The sequence below is a fragment of the Acinetobacter sp. BZX-2 genome (assembly GCF_055179795.1).
Genome location: NZ_CM143686.1, coordinates 2,361,857 through 2,383,470 on the forward strand (window position 1 = coordinate 2,361,857; position 21,614 = coordinate 2,383,470).

Genomic DNA, 21,614 nt, shown 5'->3' on the forward strand with positions numbered 1-21,614 from the left:
TTAATCTACGAATATAAGAAGCAAAATTAAATAATTTCAAATACTGTTTGAAATATTACTTGAAATAATCATCCGTAGGTTTTGGTAAATCCTGTAAGCCTTTTTTTAATGTCTCAGACCATTGTTTACTAATATGTTGAAAATACGGATCATCTTCCGTAATTCTTTTACCACTTGGACGTGTCAAAGAGTCTTTTAAATAGATCATCGCATCCAAAGGCAAACCCACAGAAACATTTGAACGTAACGTCGAATCAAAAGAAATTAAGCTACACCGCAATGCCTCATCTAAAGGCATATCATAACTCAGTGCGCGATCTAAAATTGGTTTTCCATACTTACTCTCACCGATTTGGAAATACGGCGTGTCACTGGTTGCAGAAATAAAATTCCCTTGCGGGTAAATATTATAAAGCTGCATTTCTTCGCCCTTGATTTGACCACCAACCAATAAGCTACAGAAATAATTACTTTGTTCCTGAGTATCACTCGTGACATCTGCGATCACTTTGCGCAAGGTTTGCCCAACCAAGCCTGCGACCTCAAACATTGTATTTACACTGTATAAGTTAGGCTCTTGATTGAGTGTAAGATGATTTTCTAAATGACCAATGACAGCTTGCGTGGTCGCCAAATTTCCAGATGTTTGAATACAAATAAATCGTTCGCCTTCAACCCCAAAAGTATAGAGCTTTCTAAAAACAGAAATATGATCTACCCCTGCATTGGTTCGTGTATCACTAATGAACACTAAACCCTGTTTGAGTCTTAAAGCACAACAATATGTCATGGAACTACCTTTCACAGCATCTAAAAATTCAAACCCACGGATGGTCTAAAAATATGGTTTTATAAATACAGACCCTAATTTAAGCACATTATTTACCATTCAATTTTTCAACATGCAAGTACTTGAACAATCGAGTACATGGTTTCAATACCACCTTGTTCTCTTACGCCTCTTACGGGTGCAACATCCCAATAATCACGTCCAATTGCGACATAAACATGTGATTCTGGTCGGAAAATTTGATTACTCACATCACCGACATGCCACTGATCATCTAAAAAGAACTCAGCCCATGCATGACTAGCCAAATGGGACTGATTCTGAACATATAAATACCCAGAAGCATAACGAGCAGGGACAGCTAGTGCCTTCGCCATCGCGATAAATACATGGCTATGATCCTGACAGACACCATGACGCATTGAAAATGACTCCATCGCAGTATGTGTTACCGAAGTGCGCGCTGTGGTATACGGCATATAATTCAGCAATGCTTCTGCCAATTTCTGAAAATTTGCTACAGTCAGTTGAGGTACATAGTGCTTTGCAAACGCCAACATTTCACTATTACATAAAGTCGTTGTGGTCGGCTGTAAAAATAAAGCGGGTGATAACGCGTTTGTCACACCAAACTGATTTTCAAAATTCACCTCTACAATCCCTTGCGCCATGATCAACATTTGCTGATAAGGTTCGCGCTGTGTACTGGTCAACCAAACATTATTAAATGCATCTTTTTTAATATATTTTTGCCCTGGAACGCTCACACCCCAAGTGTGAATCTGCTGATGTGCATTACTTTGTGGCGTCATTTTGATGTATTGAATACTATTTTTCGCCCAGTCTGAATATTGATAATGGGTTTGATGATTAATCATGAGCTTCATAAGCGAACCATCTCAAATAGGGAATCAATATGATCACTAAAATGATAATAACGCATACTATCAGGCTGCTTTTTAAGTTCACCCCATGCATCTGGTAAACTGGCCATACCCTGCTGATCTAAGCGCTCAATTAAACCATCTAGGGCTTGCAAAGTTTGCACACTAGTTTGTTTTAAACGAATTTGACGATCTAATTGCTCCATTTTCTGGCCTAAGCTAAAAAATAAAAATAACAGCTCATCTTCTTCTGCTTCTAAAACGTCATTACATTCGTCACACACATCACAAATAAGCCCTGCATTTTTCTCAGCTTGTTGTAATAACTGATTTAAAGCTGCAAAAGACTGCGCAGAAATCACACCACGTAAGTCATAAATATTATTCTTTGCATTTTGAAATTGTTGATGAAAAGAAGCAGGTTGTTCTGTATCTAAAATCATTTCATTCAATGAAGATGCATCAAATGCAGGCAAACAAAATGCATGCGCATAGTCCAGCGCTGAAGTATTATTTTTAAACGGAAACTGGCTACATAAATATTGTATACGGGTCAAATAGCGACCTAACCAAAATATATTTTGTGCATTCATACTTAGTAAAATCATGTTCACTCCCCTATGGTTAAATGAATCATTTGAATGTTCTAAATAGAATATTCATCAATCACCCATGTATCCTTAATTCCACCACCTTGCGATGAATTGACCACCAAGGAACCCTGTTGCATCGCTACTCGGGTTAAACCTCCTGGTACAATTTCAATTCGCTCAGGTGAACTCAAAATAAATGGGCGTAAATCAATATGACGCTCCACAATACCTTGTGAAGTCAACGTAGGCGCAACAGACAAATCTAAAGTCGGTTGTGCAATATAAGCCGATGGTGAGGCGATGAGTTTCATTCTAAATAAATCAATGTCCTGTTCAGTCGCTTGCTGGCCGATTAACATACCGTAGCCACCAGAACCCTGAGCTTCTTTCACCACCAATTGATCTAAATTGCTCAGTACATAATCCAGTGCATCAGGTTCACGACATTGATAAGTTGGCACATTGGATAGAATTGGCTGTTCATTTAGATAATAGCTGATCATTTGATCAACATAAGGATAGATTGACTTATCATCCGCCACACCTGTGCCGGGCGCATTGGCTATCACGACATTATGACTTAAATAAGCGGACATTAACCCCGCTACGCCAAGTGTGCTATCGGGTCTGAAACTCAATGGATCCAAAAAACCATCATCCAAACGCCTATAAACTACATCAACTTGGCTACATCCTCGGATCGTTTTGACATAAACCTTCTCGTTCTCAACAAAAAGATCACGTGATGTTACTAAAGGAACACCCATCTCTCTTGCTAGGAAAGCATGCTCATAGTAAGCACTATTATAACGACCAGGGCTAAGCACAACGATCAGTGGCGCATCCACTTTAGAGTTTTCAGCTAATATTTCACGCAACAATTGTGGGTATTGTTCAATCCCTGCCCCATATTGATGACACAATTCAGGCATGAGTTTTTGACTCATTTTGCGACTTTCTAGCATGTACGACACCCCAGATGGTGTGCGTAAATTGTCTTCTAAAACAAAAAACTCTCCTTTGCTGTCCCGAACGATATCGATCCCACTAATTTGACTATAAATATTGCCATTCAAAGTATGATTTAACATTACGGGTTGGTAGGCTTCATGGGTTAATACTTGAAGTTCAGGAATCAATCCTTCCTTTAAAATACTTTGCTCATGGTAAATATCGGCCAAAAAAAGATTTAAAGCCTTAATCCTTTGCGTACAACCAGCTTCTATGGTTTTCCACTGTTGTTTAGCGATCACACGAGGAATCAGATCAAACGGAATAGTCCGTTCAATGCCTGTATTCTCACCATACACAGCAAAGGTAATACCTTGATATAAAAAATGTTCCTGCGCCAATTTATTGAGTTGTTCAAGTTCACAAATACTATGTTTAGATAACCAATCTTCGATTTTATTTGCCACCTCAGGTGATAAAACCTGATCATCCGTCAATTCATTAAAAAAAAGGGAGTTTGCCTGTTTCAGCAAATGCTGTGTCGTGTGTTGTTTTTCGATTTGCATATTCGACTGATTCGTTTGGTTATTTAAACCATGATGGGGAAATACTGGCTCAGATAAGACTTGTTTCATCTGTAAAGTTGGATCGCTCAACTCAGCCTGCTGTTTTGCTTCTAAAACTGGCAAAATGAGTTGTTCTGTATAACTTGCACTGCTTGAATTTGTATCTATGGTTTCTTTTAGCATACAAACCTCTTTTTTATGTCTTCTAATGGCAACTTAAAAACAGCAATTTCAATGCCAATACTTTTAGATTTTCTAAATAGTTTTTGTCTATCGTATGATGATTGATGAAACAAATATAAATTCTGAACCCATATTTTTATTTTCATTATCAATACTTAAACACTTTTTTTAGGATATAACTTGCGAAATGTGCCGTAATTTTCTATTGTGTTATAGGTTCTGCTCCCATAAACATTCACGATTTTATTGATATCCAACATGCCTGCACAAGAAAAAGAAACGTCAAATAGCCTATATCGCCAATGGCAAATCCTTTCCCGCCTATCCACTGGAAAATGGATGGGCACACGTGAGTTACAAGAAGTATTAGAACGTGAAGGTATTGAGATTAGTTTAAGAACGATTCAACGTGACTTAAACCAAATTGCGCAACGCTTCCCTATTGAAAGTAATAAAACAGTTCCGCAAGGCTGGCGCTGGCGCTCAGATGCACCGATTCAAAGCTTACCGCACATGACCAGTTCGCAAGCGGTGACCTTTATGATGGTTGAAGAACATCTTAAACATTTGCTACCACCTAGCCTGATTGATGAAATGAATCCTTGGTTTGATTTGGCGAAACGTAGCTTATCGACCCAAAATAATGTTCGACAATGGATTAATCGTGTACGCATCGTCCCTGCAACACAACCTGTAATTCCGCCTTTGGTTGAGCGCCATGCACAACAAGCGATTTATGAAGGTCTGTTACAAGACAAACAAATTGAATGTATTTACCGTTCTCGTGGACACTTAGGTGAAGACAAAACCTATTTGCTCAATCCACTCGGCTTAGTTCAAAAAGGTGCAATTATTTACTTGATTTGCACGCGCCATGATAAATCTGACGTACAAACTTTCGCTTTGCATCGTTTTAAATCAGCAACAGTTTTAGATACACGTGCGTTGCATCCTGTTGATTTTGATATTGATACCTATATCGACTCTGGTGCTTTAGGTTTCCGCGTTGATTTTTCAAAACCAACAGAGAATGTAGAGTTAAAACTCATCATGCACGAAGATGATGCACAATACTTTACTGAAAGCCAGCTGAGTAAAGAGCAAAAAGTTGAAGCGCTGAATGATCAACTTTATCAAATTAGTGCGGTTGTTCCTTTTACCTCACAATTGGTTTGGTGGCTCAGAAGTTTTGGTAAAAAATTAGTCCGTATCGAACCTGTTGAAGTATTTAATGCAGTGCATGAGATTGAGTAATTAAGTACTTATCTAAATGACTCACTTGCTTTTAAATCTATAAAAAAAGAGCCTTAACGGCTCTATAGTTTGGTCATTTTTGTTTTATTTACTTTTACTGATTGTTTTATTGCTGATTCAAATCATTGATGTTGTATGTCCACACCAATACAACATCAATTCTTAATTGGAGAATGGTGAACTATCGTGACATCGCACATGCAAGCTCACCCGTGTTATAACGTATCGATTTCTTTGTCATACTCGTTTACCTCTTGTTTTGAATGTAAATTTAATTTAGCTGATAAAAATGATGTTGTGAAATAAGCAATTCAGTATCGTTTTTCTTAAATTCTGTTTAGGAATTATTTTGATATTGTTATTCAATATTGAATACGTTCTACATTTATTTAAAATTATTCCTCGCCACTAAACTGCCAATACACCATACCCCAATTATTTTTGAAGTTTGGGAATACATCGCCTTTATTAAAATATTGACGTGAATTTTCCTTCGCTACCGTAAACCAATAACCTGATCGTGGGCAGATTTCTCCTGCTGCAATACTGTACTGTTGAGTGTCTAGCCTTGGATCATGACTTGGTTTTTGGCTTCGTGCCCACTGAACTATATCTTTTGGGTAAAACAAATATTTATGTAATGCGCTATCATCCAAATCTAATAAATAAACCAGTGCGGCTGCTTCAAATGCCCAATAACCTGAATACCCAAAACTATTTTCTAAATCTAAATGACTGTTATACCAAAGTTCATGTTTATTCATTTGATACCAATCAGATAAATATTCATCTAAATGTTCTAAAGCACGATCTTTATTTTTCTTAATTAAAACATTGTCTATCACATCGCATAATGATGAATAGGTTAAAGAAAACAAATTACCTTCGTTTATAGTCGGATGTTTTGGATCATTCAGCTTAAAAAATTTATTTATAATTTCATCTTCACCTGAATATCTTTCGCCTTCACCATTGACCAATTGATGTATACGTTCAAAGAGATCATCCCTATTTAATAAAAAAGCCAAACCTAATATATTCAATGTAGCTGATTGGGTCGCTATCACAGATGGCTTTTCTGATTGTTTAAAAATTGCCAATGCCTCAGCTTGTTTTTCATATCCTTCAATCATTTTTTCAAATAAGGCAATCATTTCCTCTATTGCTTGTCCAGCCGTATATGAAAGATAAAGTAAAAACAAATAATCATTAGTGATAAGGGTCCAACGCCGATCCTCGCCACAATTATATTGATCATCCTCAAAAGCATCACTTTCTTTCCAAAAATCAATGTCCTCAATGTAAAAATCATGTGCATTTTGATAATATTCTTCTGTTACAAATTGCTGTCTACGTTGTTCTGTAAAATTCATTATTTTTCTCTAAATCAAAAAATTAAAAGACCCATATAAATATGAGCCTTTAAAAATAAACTATTCCTCACCACTAAACTGCCAATACACCATACCCCAATTATTTTTGAAGTTCGGGAATACATCGCCTTTATTAAAATATTGACGTGAATTTTCCTTCGCTACAGTAAACCAATAGCCTGATCGTGGACAGATTTCTCCTGCGGCAATACTGTACTGTTGGGTATCTAGATTTGGATCATGACTTGGTTTTTGGCTTCGTGCCCACTGAACTATATCTTTTGGATAAAATAAATACTTATGTAATGCGCTATCCTCTAAATCTAATAAATAAACCAATGCAGCAGCCTCAAATGCCCAATATCCTGCATATGAAATACCACTTTCTAAGTCTAAATGACTGTTATACCAAAGTTCATATTTATTCATCTGATACCAATCAGACAAATATTCATCTAGATATGTAATTGCATTCTTCTTATTTTCATCATTATTATTGTCTATCACTCTACACCAATCTAAATGGTAGGCAGGGTTATATAATGCTTCATCTCCAACCGCTATAACAGGATGATTTGAATCATTAAACCTTAAAAAGCGTGATGTAATTGCATCTTCAACTAATGTTCCACCATTTTCTCCATTGATAAGTGTAATTATCCGTGGTAATAAATCTCTGCGATCTAATAAATAGGCTAAACCTATAATAGAAAGTATTTGCCCTATGACACCTATAATTGAAGGCTTTTTAGATTGATTAAAAATTGCCAATGCCTCTGCTTGCTTTTCATAGTCTTCAACCACCTTTTCAAATAATGGAATCATTTCCTCTATAGGTTGTCCAGCAGTATATTTCAAATATAAAATATCCAAGTCAGTAGCTGTTATTAGACTCCAACGGCTTGCTTCACCACAATTATATTGATCATCTTCAAAGGCATCACTTTCAATAAATAAATCAATACTTTCATTATAATGTTTTAACGCATTAACATAATATTCTTCTGTTAGAAATTGCTGTCTACGTTGTTCTGTAAAATTTGACATTATTTATTCCTTATCTAAGTAAATCTTTATTTGGTATGACCATTTTTAATATTTGCCCGAGTAACGCGATTTTTTAAAGCCTCATCTATTTTTGCAGCACCCCAAAAGTTAGAAGGTGTATGTTCATTTAAATGATCTCGATGGTTAACAGGTTGAGCATTTTGGATAGACAATGCCAAAGCATTGAGATGTTCAACCGTTTCAGGATGCGCATAATTATAATAAAGCAAATGTTTAGTAAAGCCTGCTGCAATAACTAAGGGGGTTTTACGCAAACGATGTTTTACCCATTCATCACTCATCTGTTGATCAATTAAGTATTTTCTTTGCGGTTTTAATTTAACGGGTTTTCTCTTTGTTTTAGCTGCATTTTTATTTTCTGCATCTTGAGCTGCTTTGTCACGGCTTGCATTTAAATCATTCAGCAAAGACCCTGGCCCTTTACCAACGCCCATACTTAGACTCGCTTTAGCTTCAATAATCGCATAAGTCTTGGTATTCATTATGCCAATATCTTTCTTATCCGATTTCCATATCGCATCAATCCCTTGATCATTTACACCAATATGTAGCCTCGTCATAATCCGCTGTAGTTTTTGTGGCAGTTGTTGTCCAGAATCATGAACTGCAAATACAGCTAGCTGTTTAGCAACCCAATAATCTGCCATATGTTCACCCACACCACCAACCTCTAAATTCGTTAAAACTTTTGAAAGATCTGCTTTTGATAAGCTCCGCCCTTTATTGCCTTGTCCATTTCCATTTTGTCCAGTTTTACCATCGTAGGTGGTTTTATTTGCAGTGCGATTTTCATACCCTCTTCCGCCTCTAGCGTTATTTCCACCATGCATTGCGGAGGTTTTAGGTACTTTTGTTTTCCAATGCAAAATCTTTCTTGCAAGTAACTGTATCAACGATGAAACTGAAGTTTCGATAAAATTAAATGTAATTTCGATACTTTGATTAATCCAATATTTCGCCCATTTATTGTCAATATTTTTATTGGATGCAGTCAAAGCTTCTCGCTTAGCACTTTGAATTAGCGCTCTTATTGTTTTATCACTGACGACTGCACTCAACCATTTTTCTGGGTCACCATAGATTTTACAATGTGCCATGATAAAGCGAATAAGCTCAAAGAGTATTTCAGGTCTCCGATTCACTATTCTTAGACCTGCTTTGACGCCATCTCCTGGCCCAGGAATAAAGCCAATAATGCATAAAATTACTTCAAAATAATGATCATCTGTTTTTTCTTGATACAAATTGTACGAAGCTCTAGCTAAGTCTGCGACATCAAGGGCTACGCCAGCTGGCGAAAAACCGATTGCGATTGCTTGTGTAATAAGTGCCACATCATCTTTATTAAAATCAACCATATATAACCTATTTTAATTTTCAATATTCCAATCTTTTAATAATTCTTCAAGCTCTAGCTCATCTTGACTTGTAAAATTTTCTAAATTGTTTTCTTTAAGAACATCTATTTCAACTTCTCGTTGATCCTCTCCATACCAAACTGTATAAGACTCACCCGATGGAACATTTGGCATTTTTGCAAAACCGTTATCATCTAAATGCCCCTTAAATTCCTGTCCTTTCTCAAATATAACCAAGTAAGGTGCACCCTTCATTGGTTCAAGTGTTGGCCAGTGATAATGCAGTTCAAGGAAATTCTTAAACTCTCCTAAAGGCGGTAAACTATACGTAACCTGATCTCCCTCCTTAAACACATGCTGCCCCGCTCTATTCTCCAACACATGACTCGTTGCGAATAAAATCCCTGCTTCATCTAAAACAATTTCTGCAATTTGAGATTTAATTCTTATTCCTTTCGGCGCACTAATCACAACCTGACCATCTACAGAACTAATTTGAATATTTTCCTTGGCTAAAATCTCCATCCCTTTCGATTGCACATGAATACTGAATTTACCTTGTGCTGCAACCCACTTAACATCCTGTATTGCAAACATGCTCATTTTGTTCAATGCATGCACAATATAGTTATTCTGCGTGCTGACATTCATACTATCACCTGCATAATGGTTAATCTGACCCGCTGCAGAAAGGTGAATATCTTCTTGTGTTGTGAGTGCGATACCATCAGGTGAATCAAGTAGTAATAATGCTTTGTTAAATTTGGCTATCTTGTCTTCTATCTGTTCTGCAAAGGCTTTGAGTTGCTCGATTGATTCTATTTCATCGGTTTGTTGGTTCTTGGCAAGATCACTCAGTGCCTTGGTGTTGCTTTGGCTATGTTCAAGTTGTTGCTTGGCCTGTGTGGCATCGAGGTGGTCGCCTTGAGCCTGCTGTTGTGCATCGGTAGTGATCAGTAAGCCCTGTCCTGCTCGTACTGCACCCCATTGGTCTGTTCTTAGTTCAAAGCCTTCGCCTCGGTCGTCACTTTCTGCTTGGGCTTTGGGATGACTTAACTTACCAAGGTTGAGTTGGCTGGCACCATGGCTGCTGTGGAGTTGGGTGCTGATTTGTCCTTTTGTGTCGTCAAAGCGCAGTTGGTTGTAGCCTGTGCCTTGGTATTCTTTGCTTTTAATCCCTGCCAGTTTTTTGGTTGCGGGAAGTTTGCCAAGGTTGTCAAATTTAGTCGGTTGGCGTTGTCCTTCGTGGATGCGTCCTGTGACAAAGGGTCGATCGATATCACCTTCAAAGAAGTCGATCACCACGATTTCATTTATACGGGGGAGGAATCTTGCCCCGTAGCCATCGCCTGCCCATGGGGTCAGTACATCAATCCAAGCCGAGTCGGTATCGTTGTTGTTGCTACCTGCACCAGCTGCATGTTGGTGGTCTTGGTTGCGGGTAAACAGAAAGCGGACTTTGATGCGCCCCCATTCATCGACATGGATTTCTTCATCACTGGGACCCACCACTCTGGCGCGTTGTGGATGTGCGACTGGACGTTGTTGTGGATGGTATTCTGGAACTGTGGGGATGTGACGTCGTTGTAGGGTCAAGGTATTGGCTTGGCGTTCGTCGTTGTTTGTTTTGTCATTATTATTGTTTGGATGGTTGTTTTGATTATTGCTTTGCCATTGGCTTTGTTTCAGCAAACGATTGACTTGTTGATTGAGGTCTTTGGGTAAGTTGTTTTGGTTGTAGAAGCTTTTGGCGGTGATCAGGAATTGTTTGTCTGCATCTGTATGTTGTTGTATTTCTGGGTGTTCGGTGAATTCGAACCAGTATCCAACGTGGGCATCTCGGACTGTGGAGTGTGCTGTAAATTGTTTGGCTTGTGAATTGTAGTATTGGCTGAGGTTGTTGTTGAATTTTTCGAGTTGGCGGTTGCCTGCTCGGCTTACGCCATCGTCTCCATTGAGGTCAGGTATCCATGCTGGACTGTAATACCATGCGTGTTCAAGGGAGAGTCGGCTGTTGTCTTGGTTATCACTGTGTTGATGGTGGCTGAGTACTGAGCCTGCACCTTCTTCGGTGTCGAGGAGTTCAGCTTGCCAGCGTTGTAGATGGACTGCGGTGGGTTGGAGCGTGCGTTGTCCTGCAAAGTGTGTGATGCTGTCTGTGTGTTCCACGGCACTGCTGCGGTGAAAACGGATGTTGCGACGTTCTAGGGATTTGTATTGGTTGTTATTGTCAATCAGTCTGAGTTTTTGTGCTTGTATCGGGTGTTTTGAATGGGGTACGCTAAGTTGGCCCTCGTCTATTAATGTGCTTACACCTTCCTCAGCAAGTATCCTTTGAATGAATGTTTCATCTCGTTCGTTGTATTGCATGATAAAGGGACGTACAGCGTAATCTTGGGTTAATCCACTGAGATCTAGACTTAAACTTGAAGCGAATAACGGGCTTTGTGTTTGCCATTCTTTGAACAGGATTTGGATGACTTCGATCGCGGTTTTATTCATAAACACGCGTGAATTTGTTCGGTGTTTCCACAGTGCGGTTGGGTCTTCAACCGTGAGGCGGTAAATTGTCAGTGCGCCATCACTCGCGCCAATTTCAGCTTGGGTAACAATACCTGAAATACGTGTCAGGTCTGATCGATCTGTGACGATGTCGATGGCGGCTTGGCTGGCAATGAATTGTTTTAAGGGAATTTTATCGTTGGTCGATAGGCAGATGAGTTGTAGTTTTATGCCTGTATTAAGCTGATGTGTGCCTTCGATGTGTTGTAAAAGGACTTGTTGGTTTAAGTTATCATTACTCAGTTGTAGGTGTATGGCACGTTTTTGGGCGCTGAGTCCAATGCGTTCTAACGCGGTGTAGATATTTTGAGACATAATTTGTTATTTATATTTAATATTGAGAATTATTATGCATTTTAAATTAAATAATGCAAATTAAACCATATTATAAATTACAAAACAGCATTAAAAAAACCCGCTCTCGGCGGGTTTTTTACAACTTTAATTTTTGAATAAAACGTTAAGCAGATTTTTTCGCTTGATTATTCTTACGAATCGTAATCATCACCAATTGAACCGCAGCAGGCGTTACACCCGGAATACGACCTGCTTGCGCCAAAGTTTCAGGACGTACATCTTTCAATTTCAAATTAATTTCACGAGATAAACCTGAAACAATATCATAATCAAAATCAGCAGGAATACGTGTTTCTTCCAAACGCTTCATTTGAGCCACATCTTCTTGCTGACGGTTAATATAGCCTGCATATTTCACCGCAATTTCAATTTGCTCACCGACAAATGCAGACACTTCAGAACCTGTAATTTCAGCAATTTGCGAGAAATTGATATTCGGACGTTTCAACAAATCAATTGCATTGGTTTCTTTAGACAAGTCATCACCTGTCAAATCAACGAATTTTTTACCCAATGGATTGTTCGGTGCAGCCCAAAGATGCTGTAAACGACCTGTTTCTTTCTCTACTGCTTCCATTTTTTCACAGTAGTTCGTCCAACGCGCATCATCCACTAAGCCCATTTCACGACCAATTGGTGTCAAACGCTGATCCGCATTGTCTTCACGCAACATCAAACGATATTCTGCACGTGAGGTAAACATACGGTACGGTTCTTTTGTGCCTAATGTAATCAAGTCATCGACTAGCACGCCCATATACGCTTCATCACGTTTTGGTGTCCATTGTTCTTGATCCCACGCACGGCGAGCAGCGTTCAGACCAGCAAGTAAACCTTGCGCGCCTGCTTCTTCATAACCCGTCGTACCATTAATTTGACCTGCAAAATATAAGTTACTGATCGCTTTGGTTTCTAAAGAGAATTTCAATGCTTGTGGATTGAAATAGTCATATTCAATCGCATAACCCGGACGAAGGATGTGCGCATTTTCCATACCACGAATTGAACGAACCAATTCAAATTGAACATCAAATGGCAGTGATGTTGAAATACCATTTGGATAAAGCTCATGGGTATCCAAACCTTCAGGCTCTAAGAAGACTTGATGTGAATTTTTATCTGCAAATTTATGAATTTTGTCTTCAATCGATGGGCAATAACGTGGGCCAACGCCTTCGATGACACCTGTGTACATGGGTGAACGATCTAAGCCACCACGAATAATGTCATGGGTACGTTCATTGGTATGGGTGATGTAACAATTCACTTGCTCAGGATGCATAGATGCATCGCCCATGAATGACATCGTCGGAGATGGGAAATCACCCGGCTGTGGTGTCATCACTGAGAAATCAACTGAACGTGCATCAATACGTGGCGGCGTACCTGTTTTTAAACGACCTACTGGTAAATTCAATTCACGAAGACGCGCAGCCAACGAAATTGAAGGTGGATCACCTGCACGACCACCTGAAGAATTATTTAAACCAACATGGATCACACCACCAAGGAATGTCCCTGTGGTTAATACAACCGTTTTCGCATCAAAACGGATACCCATTTGAGTCACGACGCCTTTAACGGTATCACCTTCAACAATTAAGTCATCTGCTGATTGTTGGAAAATGTCTAAATTGGCTTGATTTTCTAGGGTATGACGAATTGCTGCTTTAAAACGAACACGATCGGCCTGAGCACGTGTTGCACGAACCGCAGCACCTTTACGTGAATTGAGAATACGGAATTGAATACCACCTTTATCGGCAGCCAAAGCCATTGCACCACCTAGTGCATCAATTTCACGGACAAGATGTGATTTTCCAATACCACCAATTGCTGGGTTACAGCTCATCTGCCCTAAAGTCTCAATGTTATGAGTTAGGAGTAAAGTCTGTCGACCCATACGTGCTGCAGCCAACGCCGCTTCCGTACCTGCGTGACCGCCACCAATAACAATGACATCGTAAACTTTAGGATAATGCATAGTGATAATTGAGAGATAAATAAAATGACAGAAAATTATAGCAAAATTTTGTTTTTTATTTTAGCTCGTTTTACAAATTTTATTTATACAGGATAACAATACATCTTACACAACTTGACACTTTGTTTCATGATTCCCCCATAAATGAAATTTAATTTAATCAAAAACTTCTCTAGGATAAATACCGAACTGGCAATGATTCAATCTCTTTTTAGCGATTAAATCCACACTTTTTAATAAAAGGAATATCATCATGAAAAACACGATGTCTAAAGTGATTGCAACGACCTTACTCAGTTTTGTGACTTTTTCATTCGCTCATGCGGCAGAAGAAAATGCCAGCAAAGCTGAAGTTAAAAAACAGATTCAAATTTGTAGCAAGAAAAAGCAAGGCGACTGGGTGGTATATGCCAACAAAGGTGTTACTTTTAACGGTACTTGTGAACCAAATGCAGAAGGTAAATTGCAATTCACGTTCCCTGCACCACCTGCTGGCGCTAGCGCGATGAATGCACCGAGTGCAGAAGCAACGACAAATAGCGCAACGATACAATCTGCACCTGCTGCTGAACCAATGGCTGCTCCTGTCAATGAAGCACCTCAAGCAACTGAACAACCAAGTGAAAGTCAACCTGCTGAAGCGCCTATCCAAGCGCAATAATGCAATCACTGTAATATTCAACAGTTATAAGCGATAAAAAGTCTATTTCAACGATGTTGAAATAGCATATAGATGTAGAAAACAAAAAGTGGTTGACGAGAATGTCAGCCACTTTTTTATTGTCCGATCTCTTTACTTTTGGGTATTGAAATATCTTATACACAAATATAAGTTACTAATATTTAATATATTTTAATTAATCAAAAATTCATTTTTAAAAATAAAGATTATCAATTACACTCAAAGAAAATAGATATTTTAAAAACAATGACATGGAGTGTACAAAAAGATGGATTCGGGAATTATTACTATAATGTTACCGCTAGCACTGGCCATTATTATGATGGGTTTGGGCTTAGAATTAACGCCAAAAGATTTTGCACGTGTTTCAAAACACCCCAAAGCTGTACTGATTGCTTTATTTTGCCAATTGGTACTTTTAGTGGGAATTGCCTTTATTATCTGTAAAGTCCTTGCTTTGCCTCCTCTACTTGCAGTCGGTCTAATGCTCTTGGCAGCATCACCAGGAGGAAGTACTGCAAATTTATTTAGCTATTTATTTAAAGGGGATATTGCACTCAATATTACCCTCACGGCAATTAATTCGATCATTGCAGCTTTTACCCTGCCTTTAATTGTGAATTTCGCTATTCAGCACTTTATGAATGATGGCCAGCAGATCAGTATGCAATTCGGGAAAATCCTACAGGTTTTTGCCATTATTTTAGTTCCTGTGTGTATTGGTATGCTCATTCGCCACTATGCGCCCTCTTTTACAGAGAAGCTGAATAAGCCCTTACGTATTTTCTCTGTGGTCTTTTTAGTCTTGATTATTATTGGTGCGATTGCCAAAGAGCGTGCCCATATTTTGGAGTATTTAGCGCAGGTCGGTTTAGCTACAGTGATCTTCTGTATTTGTAGTTTGCTGATTGGTTATTTTGTTCCAAGACTCCTTGGTATTAATAGTGCCCAAGCACGTGCATGTGCTTTTGAAATTGGTATTCATAACAGTACACTGGCAATGACAATCGCACTGACTGTCATTGCAAATAGTACAGTGGCGATGCCTGCTGCTGTTTATTCTATTTTCATGTACATCTTTGCAGCTATTTTTGGCATGTTGATTTCTCGTTTAGCAAGCAATGAACCAAGCGTAGAAAACTCACCGAACCCCACTACATAATGCTGAATTAATCATTTTAAAATGGATGGTTTAGCCATCCATTTTTATTTTCATAAGGCGTGACAATGGAGTTTCGGCTACAATAGCTTTTTTTAAGAAAATACATTAGGTCTTTGCCGTGAAGTGGTTACAAATTCATATTACTGTTGAACAAGCTCAAGTTGATTTTACAGAAACATTATTAAGTTCTCTTGGCGCTGTGAGCGTTACACTCGATGATGCTGAAAACCAAGACTTGCTTGAACCACTTCCGGGTGAAACACCACTTTGGAATAAAGTCATTGTTACTGGCATCTATGCACAAGAAGATGATGAGCACATTGATGTTGAAGCTTTAGAAACATTTATTCGCACCCAAATGCCAGAAGTACCAATGCGTAGTGAATTTCTTGAAGACCAAGCATGGGAACGTACTTGGATGGATGCTTATGAGCCTATCCAAATTGCTGAAAAATACTGGATTGTTCCTGAATGGATGGAAGCACCTGAAGCAGATGCGGTCAATATTAAACTCGATCCAGGTTTAGCATTTGGTACAGGTAACCATGCTTCAACATTTCTATGCTTACAATGGCTAGGCAAAATTGATGTTAAAGATAAAGTTGTCATCGACTACGGTTGTGGTTCAGGCATTTTAGGTGTCGCTGCGCTGCTGTTAGGTGCTCGAAAAGTTTATGCCACAGATATCGACCCACAAGCTGTTTTAGCGACCAAACAAAATGCTGAATTAAATGGTGTGCTCGATAAGCTCTATGTTGGACTTCCAGAAGAATTCAATACAGAACTTGCAGGCCAAAAAGCAGATGTGTTTGTTGCAAATATACTTGCAGGACCACTTATGGCACTTGCGGCTGAATTCTCAACTTTGATTAAATCTGAGGGTGAGTTCGCACTCGCAGGCGTAATTGAAGAGCAAGTTACTGATGTTTCTAATGTTTATTCTGAGTTTTTTGATATAATAGAAGTGGAAAAACGTGATGAAAATTGGTGCCGAATTTCAGGATCACGTCATATGTATTAATCTGTGAAAAATAAGTTTTTATGACTGACAAACAAACCCGCTGCCCAAACTGTGAAACGATCTATAAAGTATCAGTTACGCAACTAACTGTTGCTCAGGGTATGGTTTGTTGTCCGAAATGTTCGACTAACTTTAATGCTTTATTACATTTACAAAGCCCCCCAGCTGTAGAAGAAATTAAAACCCTCACACCACAGCATATTGATCAAACACCACAGATGATCAATACATCGAACCATGACCATGACGCTGAAACACATTTTTTAGATATTTTTGATCGTAAAATAGAAAACTCAAACATTGACCTCAGAACCTACTTAAATAATCTCAATTATTTTAATAACGAGCCACTTCACAGCATTCCGAGTTTAAATTTAGCGCAAGGCATCATTGATCATGCCGATAATCAAAGCATCAATCCTAAAAGCAAAATTTACTATACATCTTGGGGGCTGATTAATTTCGCCTTACTGATTATCTTACTGTTTCAAATCGTATGGTTTAACCCCAGCCTGACTGACCGCTATCCTTTAATCAATCGGATATTTACACAAACCTGTTCGATTCTACGTTGTGATACGGCTGACCAGCGCTATAAACATATTGTGATTAGCAAACTAAAAGTAAAAGTTATCGATAATCAACAAACTCAATTTACAGGTCAACTGACCAACCAATATTCTAAAAGTTTAGAATTACCACTCATAAAAGTATTGCTTAAATCACATGATAATGTTGTAACAACGTATATCATTACACCGGATGAATATTTAATCGAAAGCTTGATTGGAATTAAACGCATTCCAAAAAATAGCCCCTACCCTTTTAAATTTGTTGTTACAGCGTCCAGAAATACATTTGATGCATACCAATTAGAAGTAATTCATCCCTAAGATTGAAAAAATCTATAAAAAAATGAAAAAAAATGTAGTTTTCTTGCTCATTTTTTCTTAGACAATGGTATCATGTGCGCCACGAAAGCTTTGTGCCACAAACTCCTCGCAATTTTTCACAAAAAATACAATCTTGTTTATGTGCTTTATAATAAATTCAGCGCATCAGGGCTGTTTTTTGTTTTGAGGCGTTCCGTAACAAATATTAATCTATTGTTACGCTTATTTTTCGCTCAATTGTGTAAGCTGTGGCAAGCTAATTGTTTCTGTTTTAGAGCCAACCGTTTTAGGATCTAAGACGGAGCTCAGTATTTTTTAGACCACATTGATCACTTTACCCAAGTGATTATAGATTTTTCGGATTATCTCGCATGAATAGCAAATCTCCTATTTTTACTGCACAATCTGATGTCGCTCTTCGTATCCACGTAGATCGCGCAGTTCGTCACTATTTTGCACAATTGCAAGGTGAACAACCATCACAAGTGTACGACATGGTGCTAGCAGAAATGGAGAAACCTCTTTTATCTGTAGTTCTAGAATATACGCGAGGTAACCAAACTCGCGCCGCTGAGATTCTAGGACTCAACCGCGGTACTTTACGTAAAAAGTTGAAAGCTCACGGTTTAATGAGTGAATAAATGATAAAATGCTCACGACTTGCGTGGGCATTTTTTTTACCTACGTTTTGCCTATTTGTTTAAATCTCTAGACTTAAAAAACTGTTGATGAAGATCATGACTATTAAACGCGCTTTAATCTCTGTTTCCGATAAAACTGGGATCGTTGAATTTGCCCAGAACCTTGTAGCTCTTGGGGTAGAAATTTTATCTACTGGTGGTACATATAAGTTGCTTAAAGACAACAATGTATCCGTAGTTGAAGTTTCAGAGCATACAGGTTTTCCTGAAATGATGGACGGACGTGTAAAAACACTACATCCAAAAATTCATGGTGGTATCTTAGCTCGTCGTGGTCTAGACGAAGCTGTTATGGCTGAACACAACATCGATGCGATCGATTTAGTTGTTGTTAACCTTTATCCATTTGCAGCAACTGTCGCAAAACCAAACTGTTCACTGGCTGATGCGATCGAAAATATCGATATCGGTGGGCCAACAATGGTTCGTGCCGCTGCTAAAAACCATGCTTCAGTCGGTATTGTTGTCAATGCTTCTGACTATGCAACGATTATCGATGAATTAAAAACAAATGCGGCGTTGTCTTATGAGACTCGTTTTGACTTAGCAGTGAAAGCTTTTGAACACACTGCGCAATACGATGGCATGATCGCTTCATATTTAGGTGCGCGTGTAGGTAAAGAGGAAGGCCAAGCTGATAAGTTTGCTCGTACTTTCAATACGCAACTGAATAAAGTACAAGATTTACGTTATGGGGAAAATCCTCACCAATCTGCTGCCTTCTATGTAGAAAGCACAGCAACTGAAGCTTCTGTTTCAACTGCGAAGCAACTTCAAGGTAAAGAACTTTCTTATAACAATATTGCTGATACCGATGCAGCACTAGAATGCGTTAAATCATTTGCAAAACCTGCCTGTGTTATTGTTAAACATGCAAACCCTTGTGGTGTTGCTGTTTCTCTAGATGGTATTCAAGTTGCTTATGATCTTGCTTATGCGACTGATCCTGAGTCTGCTTTTGGTGGCATCATCGCATTTAACCGCGAGTTAGATGTTGCAACTGCACAAGCAATTGTTGATCGTCAATTCGTTGAAGTGATTATTGCACCAAGCATTGCAGAAGGCGTACTTGAAGTTACTGGTGCGAAGAAAAATGTACGTGTGTTAGTTTGTGGTGAATTACCAAACATTGATGAACGTGCTGCACAATACGACTATAAGCGTGTCAATGGTGGTTTGTTGGTTCAAGACCAAGACTTAGGCATGATCACCAAAGATGATCTTAAAGTGGTCACCAAACGCGCTCCAACTGATGCAGAAATTGATGATTTGATCTTTGCTTGGAAAGTTGCGAAATACGTGAAGTCTAATGCGATTGTCTATGCAAAAGGCCGTCAAACCATTGGCGTAGGCGCAGGTCAAATGAGCCGTGTCAACTCAGCACGTATTGCAGCGATTAAAGCTGAACATGCAGGTCTAGTCGTTGAAGGTGCTGTTATGGCATCGGATGCTTTCTTCCCATTCCGTGATGGTATTGATAATGCAGCGAAAGCAGGCATTAAATGCATTATCCAACCAGGTGGTTCAATGCGTGATGAAGAAACGATTGCTGCTGCTGATGAAGCAGGTATTGCAATGGTCTTTACTGGCATGCGTCATTTCCGTCATTAATTTACAATAATTCATATTCAAAAATCCCCCTAAATCCCCCCTTTTTAAAGGGGGACTTGTCATGAATCAAAGAGCTCTTTAAATTCGTGATGCCCCTCCCTCCCTTTTCAAAGGGTGAGAAGCACCGCTTCGCAAGGGGGATTAAAAAAGGATAGTAAGATGAACATTTTAGTATTGGGTAGTGGTGGTCGTGAACATGCACTTGCATGGAAAATCGCGCAAGATGAAAAAGTAACTAAAATTTTTGTTGCTCCTGGTAATGCAGGCACTGCAACTGAAAATAAATGTGAAAATGTCGCTTTAGATATCCAAAATAACCCTGCAATTATCGATTTTGCTCAAAACAATGCCATTGATCTGATCATTGTCGGCCCAGAAGCACCACTCGTGAATGGTGTTGTGGATGCATGTCGTGAAGCGGGTCTTAAAATTTGGGGACCAACCCAATTTGCTGCACAGCTTGAAGGGTCTAAAGCATTTGCCAAGCACTTCTTAAAACGTCATAACATCCCAACAGCGTTCTACGATGTATTTACTGAAGTAGATGCTGCAAAAGCTTTTGTTGAAAAAAATGGGGCACCGATTGTGATCAAAGCGGATGGCCTAGCTGCTGGTAAAGGCGTGATTGTTGCCATGACCAATCAAGAAGCATTTGATGCGATTGATGATATGTTAGCAGGCAACAAATTTGGTGATGCAGGTTCTCGTGTTGTTATTGAAGAATTCCTTGCAGGTGAAGAAGCCTCTTTCATTTGTATGATTGATGGTGACAACATTTTGCCAATGGCAACGTCGCAAGATCATAAGCGTATCTTTGAAGGTGACCAAGGTCCAAACACAGGTGGTATGGGTGCGTATTCCCCTGCGCCTGTTGTGACTGCGGATGTTTTTGAGAAAGTCATGCAACAGGTAATGCGTCCAACAGTGGATGGTATGAAAGCTGATGGTCATATCTATACAGGCTTTTTATATGCGGGCTTGATGATTGATGAGACAGGTCAACCGCGTGTCATCGAATTCAACTGTCGTTTCGGAGACCCTGAAACTCAACCGATTATGATGCGCTTAAAATCATCTTTAGTTGATTTAGTTGAAGCAGGTATTGCTGGAAATCTTCCTGCTGAAGCAGATTGGGATGAGCGTAAAACTGTAGGTATCGTACTTGCGTCTAAAGGCTACCCTGAAACTTCAAGTAAAGATGACGTTATCTCGGGTTTAGATACAGAAATGACTGATGCTAAAGTTTTCCATGCAGGCACAGCAAGCAATGCCAATGGTGAAATCGTCACTGCTGGTGGTCGTGTACTTTGCGTAACTGCTCTTGGCAATACTATTGGTGAAGCTCAAGCCAAAGCTTTAGAACTTTGTCAAAAAGTAACTTTTGATGGCGTTCAATATCGTAAAGATATTGGTTATAGAGCGATTGCACGTGAAAATGCTTAAATAATTAATTTTCACCAATAAAACCCGCTCAATGCGTAATACTGATCAGTTAAGCATTTTTAATCCTCCCCCAACCCTCCTTTGAAAAAGGGGGGAGTATCTTGGATTTAATACCGTATTGAATTCACGAGTGTTCCCCTTTTGCCTTGCGCCATATATGGCTCAGGGTTTGGGGAGA

The 21,614-nt window shown here is 39.0% G+C and carries 16 protein-coding genes and 1 pseudogene; 8 read left to right on the plus strand and 9 right to left on the minus strand.

The genetic code is table 11. The annotated features are described in order from the left end of the window. Positions 1 to 55 precede the first annotated feature (55 nt). The 4 genes from ACY45D_RS11145 to ACY45D_RS11160 all read right to left on the minus strand — a co-directional run bounded on the left by ACY45D_RS11145 (position 56) and on the right by ACY45D_RS11160 (position 3,967). On the minus strand, positions 56 to 790 hold the full coding sequence (locus tag ACY45D_RS11145) for a peptidase (RefSeq protein WP_463106811.1): 735 nt from the start codon (positions 788 to 790) through the stop codon (positions 56 to 58). 107 nt (positions 791 to 897) lie between these two features. Further along, positions 898 to 1,677, minus strand: a complete 780-nt coding sequence (locus ACY45D_RS11150; protein WP_463106812.1) for a transglutaminase family protein — start codon at positions 1,675 to 1,677, stop codon at positions 898 to 900. Then, positions 1,674 to 2,282 carry an alpha-E domain-containing protein gene (locus ACY45D_RS11155; RefSeq protein ID WP_463106813.1) on the minus strand — a complete coding sequence of 203 codons (609 nt, stop codon included), beginning with the start codon at positions 2,280 to 2,282 and terminating at the stop codon, positions 1,674 to 1,676. The genes ACY45D_RS11150 and ACY45D_RS11155 overlap by 4 nt, the downstream gene beginning before the upstream one ends. Before the next feature lie 38 nt (positions 2,283 to 2,320). Next, complete coding sequence (locus tag ACY45D_RS11160; RefSeq protein ID WP_463106814.1) at positions 2,321 to 3,967, minus strand: circularly permuted type 2 ATP-grasp protein; 1,647 nt, start codon at positions 3,965 to 3,967, stop codon at positions 2,321 to 2,323. A 258-nt stretch (positions 3,968 to 4,225) separates the two neighbouring features. Between ACY45D_RS11160 and ACY45D_RS11165 the strand changes: the two genes are divergently transcribed. Then, positions 4,226 to 5,221 carry a helix-turn-helix transcriptional regulator gene (locus ACY45D_RS11165; RefSeq protein ID WP_463106815.1) on the plus strand — a complete coding sequence of 332 codons (996 nt, stop codon included), beginning with the start codon at positions 4,226 to 4,228 and terminating at the stop codon, positions 5,219 to 5,221. A gap of 395 nt (positions 5,222 to 5,616) precedes the next feature. On the opposite strand, the gene ACY45D_RS11170 is transcribed toward ACY45D_RS11165, so the two are convergent. The 5 genes from ACY45D_RS11170 to mnmG all read right to left on the minus strand — a co-directional run bounded on the left by ACY45D_RS11170 (position 5,617) and on the right by mnmG (position 13,923). Continuing rightward, positions 5,617 to 6,594 carry a PoNe immunity protein domain-containing protein gene (locus ACY45D_RS11170; protein ID WP_463106816.1) on the minus strand — a complete coding sequence of 326 codons (978 nt, stop codon included), beginning with the start codon at positions 6,592 to 6,594 and terminating at the stop codon, positions 5,617 to 5,619. A 60-nt stretch (positions 6,595 to 6,654) separates the two neighbouring features. Next, the gene (locus tag ACY45D_RS11175; protein ID WP_463106817.1) at positions 6,655 to 7,641 is read right to left on the minus strand and encodes a PoNe immunity protein domain-containing protein; all 987 of its coding nucleotides are present in this window, start codon (positions 7,639 to 7,641) and stop codon (positions 6,655 to 6,657) included. 26 nt (positions 7,642 to 7,667) lie between these two features. After that, positions 7,668 to 9,020 carry a hypothetical protein gene (locus ACY45D_RS11180; RefSeq protein WP_463106818.1) on the minus strand — a complete coding sequence of 451 codons (1,353 nt, stop codon included), beginning with the start codon at positions 9,018 to 9,020 and terminating at the stop codon, positions 7,668 to 7,670. A gap of 12 nt (positions 9,021 to 9,032) precedes the next feature. Then, positions 9,033 to 11,897 (minus strand): type VI secretion system Vgr family protein, encoded by a 2,865-nt coding sequence (locus tag ACY45D_RS11185; RefSeq protein WP_463106819.1) that lies wholly within the window; start codon positions 11,895 to 11,897, stop codon positions 9,033 to 9,035. Positions 11,898 to 12,042: 145 nt separating this feature from the next. Next, entirely contained in the window at positions 12,043 to 13,923 is a 1,881-nt protein-coding gene (gene mnmG, locus ACY45D_RS11190) for a tRNA uridine-5-carboxymethylaminomethyl(34) synthesis enzyme MnmG (RefSeq protein WP_463106820.1), read from the minus strand. A gap of 253 nt (positions 13,924 to 14,176) precedes the next feature. Here mnmG and ACY45D_RS11195 point away from each other — a divergent pair. From ACY45D_RS11195 to purD, 7 genes and pseudogenes are all read left to right on the plus strand, one after another. Then, positions 14,177 to 14,410 (plus strand): annotated as a pseudogene (locus ACY45D_RS11195) (hypothetical protein); the annotation flags it as partial. A gap of 463 nt (positions 14,411 to 14,873) precedes the next feature. Beyond that, complete coding sequence (locus tag ACY45D_RS11200; protein ID WP_463106821.1) at positions 14,874 to 15,767, plus strand: bile acid:sodium symporter family protein; 894 nt, start codon at positions 14,874 to 14,876, stop codon at positions 15,765 to 15,767. A 118-nt stretch (positions 15,768 to 15,885) separates the two neighbouring features. Further along, positions 15,886 to 16,788 carry a 50S ribosomal protein L11 methyltransferase gene (prmA, locus tag ACY45D_RS11205; RefSeq protein WP_463106822.1) on the plus strand — a complete coding sequence of 301 codons (903 nt, stop codon included), beginning with the start codon at positions 15,886 to 15,888 and terminating at the stop codon, positions 16,786 to 16,788. A gap of 20 nt (positions 16,789 to 16,808) precedes the next feature. Beyond that, complete coding sequence (locus ACY45D_RS11210; protein ID WP_463106823.1) at positions 16,809 to 17,681, plus strand: zinc-ribbon and DUF3426 domain-containing protein; 873 nt, start codon at positions 16,809 to 16,811, stop codon at positions 17,679 to 17,681. A 371-nt stretch (positions 17,682 to 18,052) separates the two neighbouring features. Next, positions 18,053 to 18,322, plus strand: coding sequence for a DNA-binding transcriptional regulator Fis (fis, locus tag ACY45D_RS11215; RefSeq protein ID WP_001086304.1), 270 nt, complete (start codon positions 18,053 to 18,055; stop codon positions 18,320 to 18,322). A gap of 96 nt (positions 18,323 to 18,418) precedes the next feature. Beyond that, entirely contained in the window at positions 18,419 to 19,993 is a 1,575-nt protein-coding gene (purH, locus tag ACY45D_RS11220; RefSeq protein ID WP_463106824.1) for a bifunctional phosphoribosylaminoimidazolecarboxamide formyltransferase/IMP cyclohydrolase, read from the plus strand. Positions 19,994 to 20,152: 159 nt separating this feature from the next. Beyond that, positions 20,153 to 21,436 carry a phosphoribosylamine--glycine ligase gene (gene purD, locus ACY45D_RS11225; RefSeq protein WP_463106825.1) on the plus strand — a complete coding sequence of 428 codons (1,284 nt, stop codon included), beginning with the start codon at positions 20,153 to 20,155 and terminating at the stop codon, positions 21,434 to 21,436. Positions 21,437 to 21,614: the final 178 nt, after the last annotated feature.

What these genes read in the sequence shown, in the direction of transcription:
- purH (WP_463106824.1), top strand. Translation starts at nt 18,419, where the DNA reads ATGACTATTAAACGCGCTTTAATCTCTGTTTCCGATAAAACTGGGATC.
- ACY45D_RS11185 (WP_463106819.1), bottom strand. Translation starts at nt 11,897, where the DNA reads ATGTCTCAAAATATCTACACCGCGTTAGAACGCATTGGACTCAGCGCC.
- ACY45D_RS11210 (WP_463106823.1), top strand. Translation starts at nt 16,809, where the DNA reads ATGACTGACAAACAAACCCGCTGCCCAAACTGTGAAACGATCTATAAA.
- purD (WP_463106825.1), top strand. Translation starts at nt 20,153, where the DNA reads ATGAACATTTTAGTATTGGGTAGTGGTGGTCGTGAACATGCACTTGCA.
- ACY45D_RS11180 (WP_463106818.1), bottom strand. Translation starts at nt 9,020, where the DNA reads ATGGTTGATTTTAATAAAGATGATGTGGCACTTATTACACAAGCAATC.
- fis (WP_001086304.1), top strand. Translation starts at nt 18,053, where the DNA reads ATGAATAGCAAATCTCCTATTTTTACTGCACAATCTGATGTCGCTCTT.
- ACY45D_RS11155 (WP_463106813.1), bottom strand. Translation starts at nt 2,282, where the DNA reads ATGATTTTACTAAGTATGAATGCACAAAATATATTTTGGTTAGGTCGC.
- ACY45D_RS11150 (WP_463106812.1), bottom strand. Translation starts at nt 1,677, where the DNA reads ATGAAGCTCATGATTAATCATCAAACCCATTATCAATATTCAGACTGG.
- ACY45D_RS11170 (WP_463106816.1), bottom strand. Translation starts at nt 6,594, where the DNA reads ATGAATTTTACAGAACAACGTAGACAGCAATTTGTAACAGAAGAATAT.
- mnmG (WP_463106820.1), bottom strand. Translation starts at nt 13,923, where the DNA reads ATGCATTATCCTAAAGTTTACGATGTCATTGTTATTGGTGGCGGTCAC.
- ACY45D_RS11200 (WP_463106821.1), top strand. Translation starts at nt 14,874, where the DNA reads ATGGATTCGGGAATTATTACTATAATGTTACCGCTAGCACTGGCCATT.
- ACY45D_RS11160 (WP_463106814.1), bottom strand. Translation starts at nt 3,967, where the DNA reads ATGCTAAAAGAAACCATAGATACAAATTCAAGCAGTGCAAGTTATACA.
- ACY45D_RS11165 (WP_463106815.1), top strand. Translation starts at nt 4,226, where the DNA reads ATGCCTGCACAAGAAAAAGAAACGTCAAATAGCCTATATCGCCAATGG.
- ACY45D_RS11145 (WP_463106811.1), bottom strand. Translation starts at nt 790, where the DNA reads ATGACATATTGTTGTGCTTTAAGACTCAAACAGGGTTTAGTGTTCATT.
- ACY45D_RS11175 (WP_463106817.1), bottom strand. Translation starts at nt 7,641, where the DNA reads ATGTCAAATTTTACAGAACAACGTAGACAGCAATTTCTAACAGAAGAA.